This window comes from Mycobacterium sp. IS-1742 (genome assembly GCF_001500125.1).
Classification (GTDB): domain Bacteria; phylum Actinomycetota; class Actinomycetes; order Mycobacteriales; family Mycobacteriaceae; genus Mycobacterium.
The window spans coordinates 79,204-95,837 of the sequence record NZ_LQIV01000007.1 but is presented as its reverse complement, the minus strand read 5'-3'; the positions used below and the strand labels follow the sequence as shown (position 1 = coordinate 95,837).

At 69.4% G+C, this 16,634-nt stretch carries 15 protein-coding genes; 9 read left to right on the top strand and 6 right to left on the bottom strand.

Going from position 1 to position 16,634, the window contains the following annotated elements:
* Nucleotides 1-107 precede the first annotated feature (107 nt).
* Nucleotides 108-911 carry a phthiotriol/phenolphthiotriol dimycocerosates methyltransferase gene (locus AU196_RS06265; protein WP_059094232.1) on the top strand — a complete coding sequence of 268 codons (804 nt, stop codon included), beginning with the start codon at nt 108-110 and terminating at the stop codon, nt 909-911.
* A 50-nt stretch (nt 912-961) separates the two neighbouring features.
* Here the strand turns inward: AU196_RS06265 and AU196_RS06260 are convergent, their stop codons facing one another.
* Nucleotides 962-1,516, bottom strand: coding sequence for an LppP/LprE family lipoprotein (locus AU196_RS06260; protein WP_231737404.1), 555 nt, complete (start codon nt 1,514-1,516; stop codon nt 962-964).
* A 97-nt stretch (nt 1,517-1,613) separates the two neighbouring features.
* On the opposite strand from AU196_RS06260, the gene AU196_RS06255 reads away from it, so the two are divergent.
* The 3 genes from AU196_RS06255 to AU196_RS06245 are packed head-to-tail and all read left to right on the top strand — an operon-like array spanning nt 1,614 to nt 5,209.
* A complete protein-coding gene (locus tag AU196_RS06255) occupies nt 1,614-3,287 on the top strand; it encodes a DEAD/DEAH box helicase (protein WP_059094231.1) in 1,674 nt (557 codons plus the stop codon).
* A 14-nt stretch (nt 3,288-3,301) separates the two neighbouring features.
* The gene (locus AU196_RS06250; RefSeq protein WP_157546089.1) at nt 3,302-4,453 is read left to right on the top strand and encodes an acyltransferase family protein; all 1,152 of its coding nucleotides are present in this window, start codon (nt 3,302-3,304) and stop codon (nt 4,451-4,453) included.
* 39 nt (nt 4,454-4,492) lie between these two features.
* Nucleotides 4,493-5,209 carry a siderophore-interacting protein gene (locus AU196_RS06245; RefSeq protein WP_059094229.1) on the top strand — a complete coding sequence of 239 codons (717 nt, stop codon included), beginning with the start codon at nt 4,493-4,495 and terminating at the stop codon, nt 5,207-5,209.
* Here the strand turns inward: AU196_RS06245 and AU196_RS06240 are convergent.
* The 3 genes from AU196_RS06240 to AU196_RS06230 all read right to left on the bottom strand — a co-directional run bounded on the left by AU196_RS06240 (nt 5,181) and on the right by AU196_RS06230 (nt 8,579).
* On the bottom strand, nt 5,181-5,741 hold the full coding sequence (locus tag AU196_RS06240; protein WP_059094228.1) for a TetR/AcrR family transcriptional regulator: 561 nt from the start codon (nt 5,739-5,741) through the stop codon (nt 5,181-5,183). The two genes, AU196_RS06245 and AU196_RS06240, sit on opposite strands and share 29 nt — an antisense overlap.
* A complete protein-coding gene (locus AU196_RS06235) occupies nt 5,741-6,937 on the bottom strand; it encodes a cytochrome P450 (protein ID WP_059094227.1) in 1,197 nt (398 codons plus the stop codon). The genes AU196_RS06240 and AU196_RS06235 overlap by 1 nt, the downstream gene beginning before the upstream one ends.
* Before the next feature lie 274 nt (nt 6,938-7,211).
* Nucleotides 7,212-8,579, bottom strand: a complete 1,368-nt coding sequence (locus AU196_RS06230; RefSeq protein WP_059094226.1) for an FAD-binding oxidoreductase — start codon at nt 8,577-8,579, stop codon at nt 7,212-7,214.
* A gap of 117 nt (nt 8,580-8,696) precedes the next feature.
* Here AU196_RS06230 and AU196_RS06225 point away from each other — a divergent pair, with 117 nt between their 5' ends.
* Nucleotides 8,697-11,036, top strand: coding sequence for an arylsulfatase (locus AU196_RS06225; protein WP_059094225.1), 2,340 nt, complete (start codon nt 8,697-8,699; stop codon nt 11,034-11,036).
* Between the two features lie 66 nt (nt 11,037-11,102).
* Entirely contained in the window at nt 11,103-11,750 is a 648-nt protein-coding gene (locus AU196_RS06220) for a winged helix-turn-helix transcriptional regulator (protein WP_059094224.1), read from the top strand.
* On the opposite strand, the gene tap is transcribed toward AU196_RS06220, so the two are convergent.
* Entirely contained in the window at nt 11,725-12,981 is a 1,257-nt protein-coding gene (gene tap / locus AU196_RS06215; protein ID WP_059094223.1) for a multidrug efflux MFS transporter Tap, read from the bottom strand. The genes AU196_RS06220 and tap overlap by 26 nt on opposite strands.
* Nucleotides 12,982-13,025: 44 nt before the next feature.
* Here tap and AU196_RS06210 point away from each other — a divergent pair, with 44 nt between their 5' ends.
* Both AU196_RS06210 and AU196_RS06205 read left to right on the top strand, forming a co-directional pair.
* Nucleotides 13,026-13,847, top strand: coding sequence for a uracil-DNA glycosylase (locus AU196_RS06210; RefSeq protein ID WP_059094222.1), 822 nt, complete (start codon nt 13,026-13,028; stop codon nt 13,845-13,847).
* Between the two features lie 39 nt (nt 13,848-13,886).
* Nucleotides 13,887-14,948, top strand: a complete 1,062-nt coding sequence (locus AU196_RS06205) for an LLM class flavin-dependent oxidoreductase (RefSeq protein ID WP_059094221.1) — start codon at nt 13,887-13,889, stop codon at nt 14,946-14,948.
* On the opposite strand, the gene AU196_RS06200 is transcribed toward AU196_RS06205, so the two are convergent.
* Nucleotides 14,945-15,406 carry a nitroreductase family deazaflavin-dependent oxidoreductase gene (locus AU196_RS06200; RefSeq protein WP_059094220.1) on the bottom strand — a complete coding sequence of 154 codons (462 nt, stop codon included), beginning with the start codon at nt 15,404-15,406 and terminating at the stop codon, nt 14,945-14,947. The genes AU196_RS06205 and AU196_RS06200 overlap by 4 nt on opposite strands.
* Before the next feature lie 40 nt (nt 15,407-15,446).
* On the opposite strand from AU196_RS06200, the gene AU196_RS06195 reads away from it, so the two are divergent.
* Nucleotides 15,447-16,634 carry an FAD binding domain-containing protein gene (locus AU196_RS06195; protein WP_059094219.1) on the top strand — a complete coding sequence of 396 codons (1,188 nt, stop codon included), beginning with the start codon at nt 15,447-15,449 and terminating at the stop codon, nt 16,632-16,634.

Genomic DNA, 16,634 nt, shown 5'->3' with positions numbered 1-16,634 from the left:
GAATTCGCCTGCCGCGCAGACGATTCGCGCACCGGCCGTCGCCGCCACCAGTGTCAGGCGGCGCATCACCTGTCCGTATCACGACTCGATCACCTGAAAGTTGCACCATGGACCTCGTCTTTCGCCTGACATACAACCCATTCATGTGGAAACACTCGGCGAAGTACGCCTATCCGATGCAGACACGTCGCGTGGAAACCGATGACGTGGTGTTCCTCAACGCGGGCTACCAGGAGTCTCCGCCGCTCGACCTGCCGTTGGACCCGGCCGATGAGCCGAACCGGCCATCCATTCAGCTTTACCACCGCACCGCCACTCAAGCCGACATCACCGGTCGACGGGTCCTCGAGGTGGGATGCGGTCACGGCGGCGGGGCCTCCTATCTCACCCGTTACCTGCGGCCGGCCTCCTACACGGGCCTGGACCTGAACGGCCGGGGGATTGCGTACTGCAGACGCATGCACCAGCTACCGGGTCTGGATTTCGTTCAGGGCAACGCGCAGAACTTGCCGTTTCCCGCCGAGTCATTCGATGCGGTGATCAACGTCGAGTCCGCACACTGTTATCCGAGCTTTCCCGGGTTCCTCCGTGAGGTCGCGCGTGTGCTCGTCTCAGGTGGTCATTTCCTGTACACCGATCTGCGCAACCGCAAGCATGTCGACGAGTGGGAAGCACAGCTCGCCGAGGCTCCGTTGACGTTGCTGAGCGGGCGCAGTGTCAACGCCGAGATTCTGCGCGGACTCGACCAGATGTGGAGTTCGGCAGCAACGCATGAACGCTTCAACCGGCACACACCGCGCTTGCTGCGCCGAGTGACCAAGGGCGTCGCAGGTGCGCCCGGACCCGGGCTCCATCGCGCGGTGCGCGACGGTGACATCGCATATCGGATGTACGACTTCGTGAAGCCGTGACCACCCACGCACTGCGCTGAGGTGGCGGCTCGTGTCCCTGCCGGGTGCAGCTAGCCGGTGTTGCCGATCAACTCCACGCCGTTGCCGTTCCAGCGGAACCGGACCACGCTGGCCAGCCCGTCCACCTCGCCGGCGTAGCGCAGCGCGACGGTGTCGCCGGTCGTGCCGGCCGGGTCGAGGCCGTTGAACCCGTAGGTGTCGGGTACGCCGGTGGGGATGAACTTGCCGAGGTGGAACATGACTGCTCGGGTGTTGGGGTTCTCGGCGTTGGTGTTCGCGCGCACGATGACCGCCGAGAGTTGCGCGCACGCGTTGTAGTTGCCCGCGACCGGTTCGGGGCTCCACGCCTGATCGCTGCGCGGATCCCGCGGCAGCGAGGAGACGGCCTTGGCGATCTCCGGGGCGGCCAGGTTCACCGCGCACGGATCCGACGGCCCGGCGGCCGGTGGCGGCGGCCCGACGGTCGGGGCGATGCTCGGCGTGGTAGGAGCGGTGGCGGTGGGAGAAGGCCCCGTGGCCTCAGGGGTCTTGGACACCGTCGAATCGCCGGAGCCGCAGCCGACGAGGGTCGCCAGAGCGGCTGCACCGACCGCGATCTCGACCACCCGTCTCACAACAGCGCACCGTACCGGGAACGGATGTGAGGTGGGAACAGGCGCGCTGGGCGGAAGCGGCCCGATGGCGCACTAGACTTGCCTCGTTATGACGTCGCCTGAACCGGACGCGCCCGGTACCGAGACCACCTTCGCCGACCTGCAGATTCACCCCGAGGTGCTGCGGGCCGTCACCGAGGTCGGCTACGAGAGCCCCTCGGCCATCCAGGCCGCCACCATCCCGGCGATGCTCGCCGGATCCGACGTCGTCGGCCTCGCCCAGACCGGCACCGGCAAGACCGCGGCCTTCGCGATCCCGATCCTGTCGAAGATCGACACCTCCAGCCGTCACACCCAGGCGCTGGTCCTCGCCCCGACGCGCGAGCTCGCGCTGCAGGTCGCCGAGGCCTTCGGCCGCTACGGCGCGCACCTGAACGTCAACGTGCTGCCGGTCTACGGCGGTTCCTCGTATGGCCCGCAGCTCGCCGGCCTCAAGCGCGGCGCGCAGGTGGTCGTCGGCACGCCGGGCCGGGTGATCGACCATCTCGACAAGGGCAGCCTGGACCTGTCGCACCTGGACTACATGGTGCTCGACGAGGCCGACGAGATGCTGCAGATGGGCTTCGCCGAGGACGTGGAGCGGATCCTCGCCGACACCCCCGAGTACAAGCAGGTCGCGCTGTTCTCCGCGACCATGCCGCCGGCCATCAAGAAGATCACCGCCAAGTACCTGCACGACCCCGTCGAGGTCACGGTCAAGGCGAAGACGCAGACCGCCGAGAACATCACGCAGCGCTACCTGCAGGTGTCCTACCCGCGCAAGATGGACGCGCTGACCCGGCTGCTCGAGGTCGAGCAGGGCGACGCGATGATCGTGTTCGTCCGCACCAAGCAGGCCACCGAGGAGGTCGCCGAGAAGCTGCGGGCGCGCGGATTCGCGGCGGCGGCCATCAACGGCGACATCCCGCAGGCCGTGCGTGAACGCACGATCGCGCAACTCAAGGACGGGTCGATCGACATCCTGGTCGCGACCGACGTGGCGGCGCGCGGGCTCGACGTGGAGCGGATCTCGCACGTGGTGAACTACGACATCCCGCACGATCCGGAGTCCTACGTGCACCGCATCGGGCGCACCGGCCGGGCCGGCCGGTCGGGGACCGCGCTGCTGTTCGTCACGCCCCGCGAGCGGCACCTGCTCAACTCGATCGAACGGGTCACCCGGCAGAAGCTCGTCGAGATCGCGCTCCCGTCGGTCGACGACGTCAACGCCCAGCGGGTGGAGAAGTTCCGCGACTCGATCAGCGAGGCGCTCAACGCCCCGGGCATCGACCTGTTCCGCCGCCTCATCGAGGACTACGAGCGGGACAACAACGTGCCGTTGGCCGACATCGCCGCCGCGCTGGCCGTGCAGTCCCGCAACGGCGAGGCGTTCCTGATGACCGAGCCGCCGCCGGAGAAGCGACGGGAACGGCCCGCGCGCGAGGACGGCGGACCCAGGAAGTCACGCGAGCGGACGCGGGACGACCTCGCCACCTACCGCATCGCCGTGGGCAAACGGCACAAGGTGATGCCCGGAGCCATCGTGGGCGCGATCGCCAACGAGGGCGGCCTGAACCGGAGCGACTTCGGCCACATCTCGATCAAGCCGGAGTATTCGCTGGTCGAGCTGCCGGCCAAGCTGCCGAAGGACACCCTCAAGAAGCTCGAACGCACCCGCATCCAGGGCATGCTGATCAATCTCGAACCCGATCGCGGGCCGAAGGCGCGCCACAAGGGCAAGTGAGCGTTCCCCGGGGCGTGCAGGACTCCGATACCGGCGCCGCTCAGGGCGGACTGGAGTCCGTGTCGACCGCTGAACGGGTCGCCTCACTGACGGGTGTCCGCGCGGTCGCCGCCCTGCTGGTGGTGTTGACGCACGCCGCCTACACGACCGGCAGGTATCCGCAGGGGTTCGAGGGTCTGGTCTATTCGCGCATGGAGATCGGCGTGCCGATCTTCTTCGTGCTGTCGGGTTTCCTGTTGTTCCGCCCGTGGGTGCAGGCGGCGGCCCGCGGCGGCCCGCCGCCCTCGGTGCGCCGCTACGCCTGGCACCGGGTGCGCCGCATCATGCCCGCGTATGCGGTGACCGTGGTGGCGGCCTATCTCGTCTACCACTTCCGCACCGCGGGGCCGAACCCCGGACACACCTGGGAGGGGTTGTTCCGCAACCTCACCCTGACGCAGATCTACACCGACGACTACCTCTACTCGTTCCTGCACCAGGGTCTGACGCAGATGTGGAGCCTCGCCGTCGAGGCGGCCTTCTACGTGGTGCTGCCGGCGATGGCGTACGTGCTGCTGGTGCTGCTGTGCCGGCGGGCGTGGCACCCGGGACTGCTGTTGGCGGGGCTCGCGGTGTTCGCCGCGGTGTCGCCGCTGTGGCTGTGGATCGTGCACAGCGTGGACTGGCTGCCCGACGGCGCCCGGCTCTGGCTGCCGACGTACCTGGTGTGGTTCGTCGGCGGGATGCTGCTGGCGGCGCTGCAGGCGATGGGCGTGCGCGTCTACGCGATGGCGGCCGTTCCGCTGGCGGTGGTCTGCTACCTGATCGCGTCCACGCCGATCGCCGGTGAACCGACCACCTCGCCTGCCGGGTTGAGCGAGGCGCTGGTCAAGACCGGGTTCTACGCCGTGATCGCGACGCTGACGGTGGCGCCGCTGGCCCTGGGTGACCGCGGGTGGTACGAGCGGTTCCTGGCGAGCAGGCCGATGGTGTTCCTCGGCGAGATCTCCTACGAGATCTTCCTCATCCACCTGATCACCATGGAGCTGGTGATGGTGGAGATCCTGCGCTACCCGATCTACACGGGGTCGATGCTCTGGTTGTTCGTCGGCACGATGGCGACGACGATCCCGTTGGCGTGGGTGCTGCACCGGTTCACGAGGGTGCGCCCGCCCGCTCGGGTTTAGGTTAAGCTGCCCTAAGTTCGACGACGAAGGGTGGGACGCATGGCCGACAGGAAGCCGTCGCGCGGATTCAGCGGCGCAGTGCTCAAGCTGATGCGGGCCGGCGATTACACGTTCACGGTCACCGGGAGGCGTGAGATCGGCCCGTACTACCTGCGGCTCAGCTTCACCGCGGGCGGCATGCTCGCCGACAACCCGCCCCACCCGACGCAGTGGGTGCGGGTGTGGTTCGCCGACGGCGACAAACAGCACCAGCGCGGCTACACCCTGGTCGACCCGGATCCGGCCGCCGACACCGTGGACATCGAGTTCGCCCTGCACGACGGCGTGGCATCGCAGTGGGCGCGCGACGCGCAACCCGGTGACACCCTCGAGATCACCGTCCTCGGCAGCAACTTCGCGCTGCCGGAGCCGCGTCCGGCCGGGTACGTGATCGTCGGTGACACCGCGTCGCTGCCCGCCATCAACTCGCTGCTGGCCGCCATCGGCGACGCCCCGGCGCGGGTGTTCCTCGAAGCAGGGCACGAGGAGGACAAGCAACTGCCGGTGGCCCGCGCGTCCGACGTCACCTGGGTGGACCGCAAGAACGCCGGTGAGGCGCTGATCGAGACGGTCGCCGCGGCGGCGTTCGACGCCGCCGATCACTTCGGGTGGGTGGCGTGCGACAACCGCACCACCCGCGCGGTGTCGAAGGTCCTTCGCGAGGACTACAGGATCCCGAAGAAGTCCATCAAGGCCCAGGCGTACTGGCAGGTCTGACGGCCGGGGCGAGCAGCACCGGCGCCACGAATTCCTCGAGCGCCGCGCGTTCCTCGTCCTCGTCGCGGCCGGGGAACAGCAGCAGCGACGTGAGCACCCGCACCAGCCAGCGGGCGCGTCGCTCCACGTCCTCGGGGTCGGTGTGGCCCAGCGACCGCACGAACGCCTCGGCCATGGCCGCGACGACGTCGGACCGTTCGGCCCACTCGCCGCCGATCGGGCGCGCCGCCGGCGCGAACCACGAGGCGAGCGCGGGGTTTCCCCGCACACTGCGCAGGGTGAGCGCCGTACCCTCGATCAGCCGGTCGACCGGGTCGGTCAACCCGCCGAGCCGCTCGGTGAGCGTGTGGTAGAGCCGTTGCGCCTCGCGGTGGACGTAGGCCGTGTGCAGGGTGTCGCGGCTGTCGAAGTAGCGGTACAGCGTCGCGCGCGAACACCCGGCCGCCTTCGCGATGTCGTTCATGCCGACGGTGGCCGCGTCGCGTTCGGTGAACAGCCGCTCCGCGGCGTCGAGGATGCGGTCTGCCTGCATCAGAGTGTGAACGGGACCGACAGCGGGCGCCGAACGTAACCGCCCCCGGCCCAGACGATCCCGGACTCGTCGACGCTGAAGTCGGGACACCGGGCGAGCAATTCGGTCAGGGCGATCCGCGACTGCATCCTGGCCGCCGCGGCGCCGAGGCAGAAGTGCGCGCCGTGGCTGAACGTCAGGATGTTGCGCGGGCGCCGGGTCACGTCGAGTTCGCCTGCGTGGGAGCCGAATTCACGCTCGTCGCGGTTGGCCGACCCGTAGAGGAGCAGCACCTTGCGGCCCGCGGGGATGGTCGTGTCGCCGATGGTGACGTCGCGGGTCGCGGTGCGTGCCAGCCCCTGCACCGGTGAGGTCAGCCGCAGGAATTCGTCGACCGCGTCGGCGACGAGCTCGGGTTCGGCGGCGAGCATGCTCCGCTGGTCGGGACGCTGATGCAGCAGTTGCACTGTGCCGCCCAGCATTCCGGTGGTGGTGTCGTTACCGCCGGTGACCATCGTGAACGTGAACGCCAGCACCGGCAGCACGTCGACCCCCGCGGCCACCAGGTGGCTGATCGTGTCGTCACCGGGTTCGCGGCGGCGGCGTTCGATCAGGTCGGCGAAGTAGCCCATCATCGCGCCGATCGCGTCGCCCGCGCCGGTCACCCCGCCGGGTCCGGTGTTGGCGGCGACGATCGCCTCGGTCCACCCGTCGAATTGGGCCCGGTCCGCCTCGGGGACGCCGAGGTAGTGCGCGACCACCATCGACGGCAGCGGTTTGAACAACTCCCGGACGATGTCGCCACCGCCGTCGGCGTGCAACCGTTCGATGCGCTCGATGACGAACGCGCGGACCGCGGGTTCCACGGCCTCCACCTGTCGCGGCGTGAAACCGCGCGACACCAGCTTGCGGAAGTCGGTGTGGGTCGGGGGGTCCTGCATCACGAACGGCGGGTTGTCGGCGAGCCCGATCATCTCGAGTTCGCCGTAGTTGACGGTGAGGCCCTGCGCGGACGAGAACGTCTCATGGTCCCGCGCGGCGCGCCACACGTCGGCGTGCCGGGACAGCACGTAGTAGTCGAGGTCGGGCGACGCGGGCGGCACGACGTGGTGCACGGGGTCGTGCTCGCGCAGGGCGGCGTACATCGGCCACGGGTTGGCCCAGGTCTCGGCCGTCGCCAATTCAAAGCGGGCCGCATGAGACACATTCGCCGTCATGTCTCATGGATACCATCCAGCCCGGCGACTTGTGCACGAAACGGGCTCTCATCGCGCGAAACCATGCGTAGGTCACTGCGCTCACGTCGTGAGATGTCCGTCGGTCACCTTGAGACTGGAACTACGCAGAAGTCGAGTGGGGTCCTGCGTAGCTTCCGTCTGGTGACCCCGTCAGGCCGCCGCAACGTTCGCGAGACTGAAATCCCGCAGCGAAATTGCGAGTGAGGGCATGCGTGACGTCCGCCTCGCGAACAATGCGTGCACAAACCGCACGTCAGAAGGCTGCGCCCGGGTTGAGGATCGCGTCGGGGTCGAGGGCCTGTTTGATGCGGCGGTTGAGTTCCATGGCCTCCGGACCGATCTGACCGGCCAGCCACGGCCGCTTCAACCGCCCGACACCGTGTTCCCCGGTGATCGTGCCGCCCAGTCCGACCGCGAGGTCCATGATCTCGCCGAACGCCTTCTCGGCACGCTCGGCCATCGCCGCATCGGCCGGGTCGAACACGATCAGCGGATGGGTGTTGCCGTCACCGGCGTGGGCGATCACCGAGATCATCACGTCACGGTCGGCGGCGATCTTCTCGATGCCGGCGCACAGGTCGGCGAGCCGGGGCACCGGCACGCCGACGTCCTCGAGCAGCAGTGCGCCCTTGGCCTCGACGGCCGGGATCGCGAACCGCCGGGCGGCCACGAACGCCTCGCCCTCATCGGGATCCGAGGTCGAGAAGACCTCGGTCGCACCGGCTTCGGTGAACACCTTCGCCATGAACTCGGCGTCCGCGGCGGCGGCGGCGCCCCGGTCGTCGGAGGCGGCGACCATCATCGCGGCGGCGTTGCGGTCCAGGCCCATACGAAGCTTGTCCTCGACCGCGTTGATCGCGACGGCGTCCATGAACTCGAGCATCGACGGCCGGATCGCGCCGGTGATGGTGACCACGGCGTCCGCCGCCGCCTCGACGGAGTCGAACGTCGCGACGACGGTGCACGGCGGCGGCTGGGGTGGCAGCAGACGCAGCGTCACCTCCGTGATGACCCCGAGTGTTCCCTCGCTGCCGACGAACAGCTTGGTCAGCGACAGGCCCGCCACGTCCTTGAGCCGCGGCCCGCCGAGGCGCACCGCGGTACCGTCGGCGAGCACCACCTGCAGGCCGAGCACGTAGTCCGTAGTGACCCCGTACTTCACGCAGCACAGGCCGCCCGCGTTGGTCGCGACGTTGCCGCCGATGCTGCAGATCTCGTACGACGACGGGTCCGGCGGATACCACAGGCCGTCTTCGGCGACCGCCTTCTTGACCTCGGCGTTGAGCAGCCCGGGTTGGGCGACCGCGGTTCTGGTCACCGGGTCGACGGTGATGTCGCGCATCTTCTCCGTCGACAGCACGATCGCGCCGTCGAGCGCCGTCGCGCCGCCCGACAGCCCGGTGCCCATCCCGCGCGGGACCACCGCGACCCGGTGCGCCGACGCCCAGCGCATCACGGTCTGCACTTCGTCGGTGCGGGTCGGGCGTACGACGGCCAACGCGGTGCCCGCGCTCGGATCGGCCGCGCGGTCCTGCCGGTAGGAGGCGACGATGTCGGGGTCGGTGACCACGACGCCGTCGGGTAGTTCGGCGATGAGCTGGGCCAGGGGGTCAGCGACCATGCCTCGATGCTATGCCGCCGGGCGGGCTGAACGGACGATGACAATCCGCTGAACCCGGGGACGGCGCCCCCTCCACCGCGCATGATTCCTCATACTGCGCTCGACAAGGAGGCGGCCATGGCTGACAATTCGACAGGCGCCGTCGTGGCGCCGCTGCTGCCCGGCGGCGGGGTGCTGCCGTTCGCGCCGACGCCGTCGGCCAGCATCGCGGGGCGCACGCTCGCCGAGTCGACCTACGCACCGCGCACCGTGCCCAAGAGGCTGCACCCCGACAGTCCCAATATCGTGATCGTGCTCATCGACGATGCGGGACCCGGACTACCGTCCACGTTCGGCGGCGAGGTGACCACTGCGACCCTTGACCGGATCCGCGCAGAAGGCGTGTGCTACAACCGCTTCCACACCACCGCGATGTGCTCGCCGACACGTGCATCGTTGCTCACCGGGCGAAACCACCACGAGATCGGCAACGGACAGATCGCCGAACTGGCCAACGACTGGGACGGCTACTCGGGCAAGATCCCCCGCAGCAGTGCCACGGTTGCCGAAGTGCTCAAACAGTACGGCTATGCGACTTCGGCGTTCGGTAAGTGGCACAACACTCCCGCCGAGGAGACCACCGCGGCGGGGCCGTTCGAGAGCTGGCCGACGGGACTTGGTTTCGAGTACTTCTACGGTTTCCTCGCTGGTGAGGCCTCGCACTACGAACCGCATCTGGTGCGCAACACGACCGTGGTGACCCCGCCGCGCACCCCGGAGGAGGGTTACCACCTCTCGGAGGATCTGGCCGACGACGCGATCACCTGGCTGCGCAGGCACAAGGCCTTCAACGCCGAGAAACCGTTCTTCATGTACTGGGCCAGCGGCGCCGTGCACGGACCGCACCACATCATGAAGGATTGGGCGGACCGGTACGCGGGCAAGTTCGACGACGGCTGGGATGCGTACCGGGAGCGGGTGTTCGAGCGTGCCAAGGGCGAGGGCTGGATCCCGTCGGACTGCCGTCTGACCGAGCGCGACGCGACGCTGGCGTCCTGGGACTCGATCCCGGAGGACGAGAAGCCGTTCCAGCGCCGCCTGATGGAGGTGGCCGCCGGATACGCCGAGCACGTCGACATGCAGGTCGGCCGGATCGCCGACGAGCTCGACCGCCTCGGATTCGCCGACAACACGCTGTTCTTCTACATCTGGGGCGACAACGGGTCGTCCGGTGAGGGACAGAACGGAACGATCGCAGAATTGTTGGCGCAGAACGGTATTCCGACCACCGTGCGGCAGCACATCGACGCCCTCGACAAACTGGGCGGGCTCGACGTGCTGGGCTCGCCGTTGGTGGACAACCAGTACCACGCTGCGTGGGCGTGGGCGGGGTCGACGCCGTACAAGGGGATGAAACTGCTGGCGTCGCATCTGGGCGGAACCCGCAATCCGATGGTCGTGCGGTGGCCTGCGAAGGTCCCCGCTGACACCACCCCGCGCGAGCTGTTCCTGCACTGCAACGACGTGGTGCCCACCATCTACGACGTCGTCGGTGTCGAACCGCCGCGTGTGGTGTACGGAGAACCGCAGATCCCGCTGGCCGGAGCGAGTTTCGCCCGCACGCTGACCGATCGCGCCGCACCCGGCGGCAAGAAGACCCAGTACTTCGAGATCATGGGCAGCCGCGCCATCTACCACGACGGGTGGATGGCGTGCGCGCGCGGCCCGCGGTTGCCGTGGGTGGCCGGCCAGCCCGAAGGCATCGCCACCTGGACGCCGGACAACGACGTGTGGGAGCTCTACCACCTCGACGAGGATTGGTCGCAGGCAAGCGATCTGGCGCAGCAGCAACCCGAGAAGCTGATGCAGATGCGGGAGATGTTCGCCATCGAAGCGGCGCGCAACGCGGTGCTGCCGGTCGGCGGCGGGTTGTGGGTGCCGGTCTATCATCCGGAGTTGCGGATTGCCCCGCCCTTCCGGGAGTGGGAGTTCTCCGGGGACATGGTGCGGATGCCCGAGTTCTGCGCGCCGGCGCTGGGCAACAAGAACAACGTCGTCACGATCGACCTGGACCTCCCCGCCGACGCCAACGGTGTGCTGTATGCACTCGGCGCGGCCGCCGGCGGGCTGACGTGTTACCTGGACGACGGTCACCTCTGCTACGAATACAACCTCTTCATCCTGCAGCGGACTAAGATTCGTTCGGCGCACAGGCTCTCGCCCGGTCCTGCCGCCGTACGGGTGATCACCCAGTATGCCGAGCAACATCCGGCCGGACCGCTGGACATCACCATGACCGTCGGGGGCGACACGGTGGCCGCCGGGCGGGTTCCGGTCAGCGCACCGCTGCTGTTCACGGCCAACGACTGCCTCGACGTCGGCACGTGTCTCGGTTCGCCAGTGTCGATGGATTACCGTGAGCGTGCGCCGTTCCCCTTCGAGGGCCGCATCGAGCGGATGCACGTCGCCTACACCTGACGAGCATGGCACTTGGAAACCTGAAGTCCGCACGTAGGGGAGGCTGGGCTGCACTACTTTCGACGCATGCCCCGTTCCTACGGCCAACACTGCGCGCTGGCCAAGAGCCTCGACCTGGTCGGTGACCGGTGGACGCTGTTGATCGTGCGCGAGCTGCTCGACCGGCCGCGGCGTTACGGGGATCTGTTGAGCGGGCTCGCGCCGATCGCCACCGACATGCTGGCCGGGCGGCTGCGCGACCTCGAGCGCAACGGGCTGGTGGTCAAACGTGAACTGCCGAAACCTGCGTCGGGCAACGTCTACGACCTCACCGACGACGGCCGCGCGCTCGAAGACGTCATCAACGCGTTCGCGCGGTGGGGCAGGCATCTGCTGTTCACGCGCACCCCCACGGATCTGGTTCGCCCCGAGTGGCTCGCGCGCGCGGTGCGCGCCTACGTGCGTGACGACCGCACCGGACCCGATCTGGTGCTGCGGCTGGCGACGCCGCAGGGCGGTGCGACGCTGTTGATCGGTGACCGGCGGGTCGAGGTGCTCGGCGACGACGTCACCCCCGACGTCATGCTGACCGGTGAGGTCGACGTGCTGGCCGCCGCCACCGATCCGGCGCGGGTCGACGAGCTCGTCGCCGCGGGCAGACTGCACGTGGCGGGGGCCCCCGATGCGGTGCGACAACTCGCCGAGGTTTTCACCCCACCCCGGGTTCGTCTCTGAGGGGTCGGGCCGGCTCCCGGTCGAGTTCTCGCAGTGCGGGCAGGAAGACGGCCGCCACACCGAGGGCGAGCATCGGAAGCGCGAGCGCGAAGAACGTCGCCGACAATCCCGCGCCGTCGGCCAGGGGACCGGCCACCACCAGGCCGAGTGGTCCGGCGGCGTAAGCCAGCGATCCCATCACCCCGACCACCCGGCCACGCAGGTGAGCGGGGGCCTGCGTCTGCATGACGTAGTTGTAGATCGGCGCGATGGGCCCGTAGACCAGCCCGACGATCGCCGACAGCACCAGGATCACCGGCAGCGGGGGAAGGAACGCGATGACCGTCATCGCGACACCGAGGGTGAGCACGGCGGCCAGCATCACCGTGCGGCGGTTGGCGTATCGCGACAACGCCGCATAGCCGAGCGCGCCCACCAGCCCGCCGACCGACAGCGCCATCAGCACCCAGCCCAGCTGCGCCGGCTCGTCGCGGTCGGTGAAGTACTTCGGGAACAGCACACTCTCCATCGGCATGTAGAGCCCGGTGGCGATCAGGTCGACCACCGCCAGGGTGCGCAACACCGGTGTGCGCCAGACGAATCCGAGCCCTTCGACGATGCCGGCCCACACCCGCTCGGGCAGCTGGTCACGCTCGGGGCGTCCCGCACCCTCCAGGCTCAGCGCCGCGATCGCCAGGATCGACAGCACGAAGGCCCCGGCCGTGACCCACATCGTGTTCACGCCGCCCATCGTCGCGATCAACAGACCGCCGATCCCGGGCCCGACGATGTAGGCGAGGTTGAAGACGGCCTCGTACACGCTGTTGGCGTGGTCGAGTGTCCACCCGGCCCGATGGGCGGCCTCGGGCAGCATCGTCTCGCGGGCGGTCATCCCGGCCGGGTCGAAGAACGCGCCGAGCGCCGCGAGCGCGGCGAGCACCGCCACGTTGACGACCTGAACCCCGAACGTCCACGCGAGGACGGGGACCGCGGCCACCGACAGCGCGGACAAACCATCAGCGATCATCGACACCCGCCGCCGGCCCAGATAGTCGACGGCGGCGCCGGCGATCAGGGTGGCGACCAGCAGCGGCAGGGTCCCCGCCATCGCGACGATCGACGCGTCGACCGCTGAGCCGTTGCGCTGCAACACCAGCCACGGGAACGCGACCAGCGAGATGCCGTTACCCGCTCCCGCGGTCAACGCCGAGAAGTAGATGAGGTACAGCGGCCCGCGCTTGCTGGTGATCATGGGTTATCGCGCCCGAATCTAGCAGCGGGCGGCACAGTGGAGACGTGCAATCACCTCACCCGCGCACCGGTGTCCCGTTCCCCTCGCCCGTGCCGCCGGGTACGGGGTGGCCGGGCGACCCGGCCACCTCCGCGACGGCGGTGGCCGCGTCCGCCGCGGCAGTGGAGTCGCTGGCCGACGCCGCGGGGTCGCTGGGCGAGCTGGACGCGCTGGTCTCGGTGTGCCGCGCGTGCCCGCGCCTGGTCGAGTGGCGGGAGGAGACCGCAGCGGTCAAACGCAAGTCGTTCGCCGATCAGCCCTACTGGGGCAGACCCGCACCTGGCTGGGGTGACGCCCATCCGCGCATCATGGTCGTCGGGCTGGCCCCGGCCGCCCACGGCGCCAACCGCACGGGCCGGATCTTCACCGGCGACCGTTCCGGTGATTTCCTGTTCGCCGCTCTGCACCGTGCCGGCCTGGCCAATCAGGCGTTGTGCGTCGACGCCGCAGACGGGTTGGCGCTCAACGACGTTCGTATGGCAGCCGCGGTCCGGTGCGCGCCGCCGGGTAACGCGCCGACACCGGCCGAGCGGGCGACGTGCGCACCGTGGCTCGACGCGGAGTGGCGTCTGGTCCGCGGTGACGTGCGGGTGGTGATCGCGCTGGGCGGCTTCGCGTGGAAGGCGGCGCTGCAGATGCTGCGGCGCGGCGGCGTCGCCGTGCCGGTGCCTGCGCCGACGTTCGGCCACCTCGCCGAGGCCGGGATCGACGGCGTGACCCTGGTCGGCTGCTACCACCCCAGCCAGCAGAACACGTTCACCGGCAAGCTGACCCCGGCCATGATGGACGCCGTCTTCGCCCGGGCGTGTGAGCTGGCAGGACGGTAGGGCGGGAACGTAGCCGGGCCGGAATGCGTTGACGTTGCCATGCGTCTTTCTGTCCTGGACCTCATACCCGTGCGCTCCGACCAGACCACCTCGGATGCGCTGGCGGCGACCACCCGGCTCGCACAGACCGCCGACCGGCTGGGCTACACCCGCTACTGGATCGCCGAGCACCACAACATGCCCGCGGTGGCGGCCACCAGCCCACCGGTCGTGATCGCCCACCTGGCTGCGCAGACGTCCCAGGTGCGGTTCGGTTCGGGCGGCGTGATGTTGCCCAACCACGCACCGCTGGCGGTCGCCGAGCAGTTCGCGCTGCTCGAGGCCGCCCATCCGGGCCGCATCGACCTCGGAATCGGCCGGGCGCCCGGATCCGACCCGGTGACGTCGATGGCGCTGCGCGGATTCAAAGGACGCGACGGCTGCGACGATCGGGAAGACATCGAACGGTTCCCCGACTACCTCGACGACGTCGCGGCGCTGATGAGCCGCCACGGGGTGCGAGTGTCGTTGCCGCGCAACCTGATGCGGGAGAACTACATCCTCAGGGCGACGCCCGCGGCGACCACCGAACCGCGGCTGTGGCTGCTCGGCTCCTCGATGTACTCCGCACACCTGGCCGCGACGAAGGGGTTGCCGTACGTATTCGCCCACCACTTCTCCGGTCAGGGCACCGCGGAGGCGCTGGCGACCTATCGCGCCGAATTCCGCCCCAGCGACGTCGCCGCCGAACCGGTCACGTTCCTCACGGTCAACGCCGTCGTCGCCGACACCCACGACGAGGCGATGGCGCTGATGCTGCCGAACCTGCACATGATGGCTCAGCTGCGCACGGGGCAGCCGCTCACCGCGCTCGACCTCGTGGAGGACGCGCAGGCCAAGGAGCTCAGCCCGCAGGCCCAGGCCGTCGTCCAGCACGGGCTGCAGCGCGCCGTGGTGGGCTCACCGGCCGAGGCGGCCGAGCAGGTCCGGGCGCTGGCCGCCGAGTTCGACGTCGACGAGGTGATGGTCAACCCGGTCGCGTCGGCGCGCCGCGGCACCGATCCCGCCACGGCGCCGGCCCGCGACACCACGCTGGAACTGCTCGCCAAGGAACTGTTCTAGGACGGTGTGGGGCTCGTGGGGGTGAGCACGACGATCGGGATCGGGCGCGTCGTGCGCTTCTGGTAGGCGTCGTAGCGGTGGGAGTTGTTGTCGTTGACGATGCGCCACAGCCGCGCGTAGTCCGGGTCGTCGGGCAGGACCGGCCGCGCCGTCACGGCCAACCGCCTTGTGCCGAGGTTGATCTCGACGTCGGGGTGGGCCTTGAGGTTGTGGTACCAGCCCGGTGACCGCGGGGCGCCGCCCAGCGAGGCGACGATCAGGTAGTCGCCGCCGTCGCGGGCGTAGGTGAGCGTCGTGCTGCGGGCCTGGCCGGTCTTGGCCCCGACGGTGTGGAGCAGCAGGCTCGGCGGAACGCCGGGGATGCGGTGGCCGATGCGGCCGCCCGACTTCTTGTAGATGAGGTCGTGCACCTTCAGCAACCGTGCGCCGACCTGTTCGATGGGGGAGAGGTTGCTCATTGCACCAGTGTGTCAGCCGTCGCGGCCATAGGGTGTCGGGATGCACGACTGGGGCGGGGCGCGGGCGGTGGTGGTCGGGGGTTCGATCGGCGGCTTGACCACCGCATTGTTGTTGCGGCGGCTGGGTTTCGAGGTGTCTGTCTTCGAGCGCACACCCGAGCAGCTCGACGGTCGCGGTGGCGGCATCGTCCTGCATCCGGAGACCCTGCGCTGGTTCACCGAGTGCAGCCGCCGGGATCCCGGACAGGTCAGCACGTCGACCCACCACGTGCAGTACCTCGACCGGCACGATGCCGTCGTCCACACCGAACCGCTGGCCTGGACCTTCACGTCCTGGGGCACGTTTCACCGCGCGCTGTTGGCCGACTTCGGCGGCGACCGCTACCACCTCGGTGAAACCGCGACGGGCTTCGACGAGGACATCGACGGGGCCGAGGTGTCTTTCGCCTCGGGCCGGTGTGAACGCGCGGATCTCGTGGTGTTCGCCGACGGCGTCACCTCGGCCGGCCGCCGGCGCTTCACCCCGACGGCCGACCTGGAGTACGCCGGCTACGTCGGATGGCGTGGGACGCTGCCCGAGAGCAGACTCTCGGCCGACACCTTCGAGCGGCTCCACGACGCGATCACCTACAGCTTCGCGCCGCACACCCATCTCGTCGCCTATCCGATCCCGTCCCCGGACGGCGGCCTCGCGGTGGGGCGGCGGCTGATGAACTTCGTGTGGTACCGCAATGTGGCGACGGGCGAACTCGCCGAACTCATGACCGACCGCTTCGGTGACGTGGCTGCGGTGTCGGTGCATCCAGGGGCTGTCCAGGACCGCTTCGTCGACGACATGCGCTCAGCGGCAACGCAATTGCTGGCGCCCTCGGTCGCGGAGGTGGTGCTGCGCACCGAACGGCCCTTCCTGCAGGCGGTCTTCGACGTCGGCGTGGACCGCATGGCCACGGGGCGGGTGGCGTTACTCGGCGACGCCGCGACCACCGCGCGGCCCCACGCCGCGGCGGGCACCGCCAAGGCCGCCGCGGACGCCTGGGCGCTGCACGATGCGCTGCGCGCGTGCGGCAGTGTGGCCGAGGCGCTGGCGAAGTGGGAACCGCAGCAGCTCGAGCTGGGCAGGCGCCTGCTGTCCCGGGCCAGGGCGATGGGCATGCGCTCGCAGGTTGACTGCAGCTGGGAGCCGGCCGATCCGCAGAACCGGTTCGGCCTGCGCGGGCCGGCGTGGTGA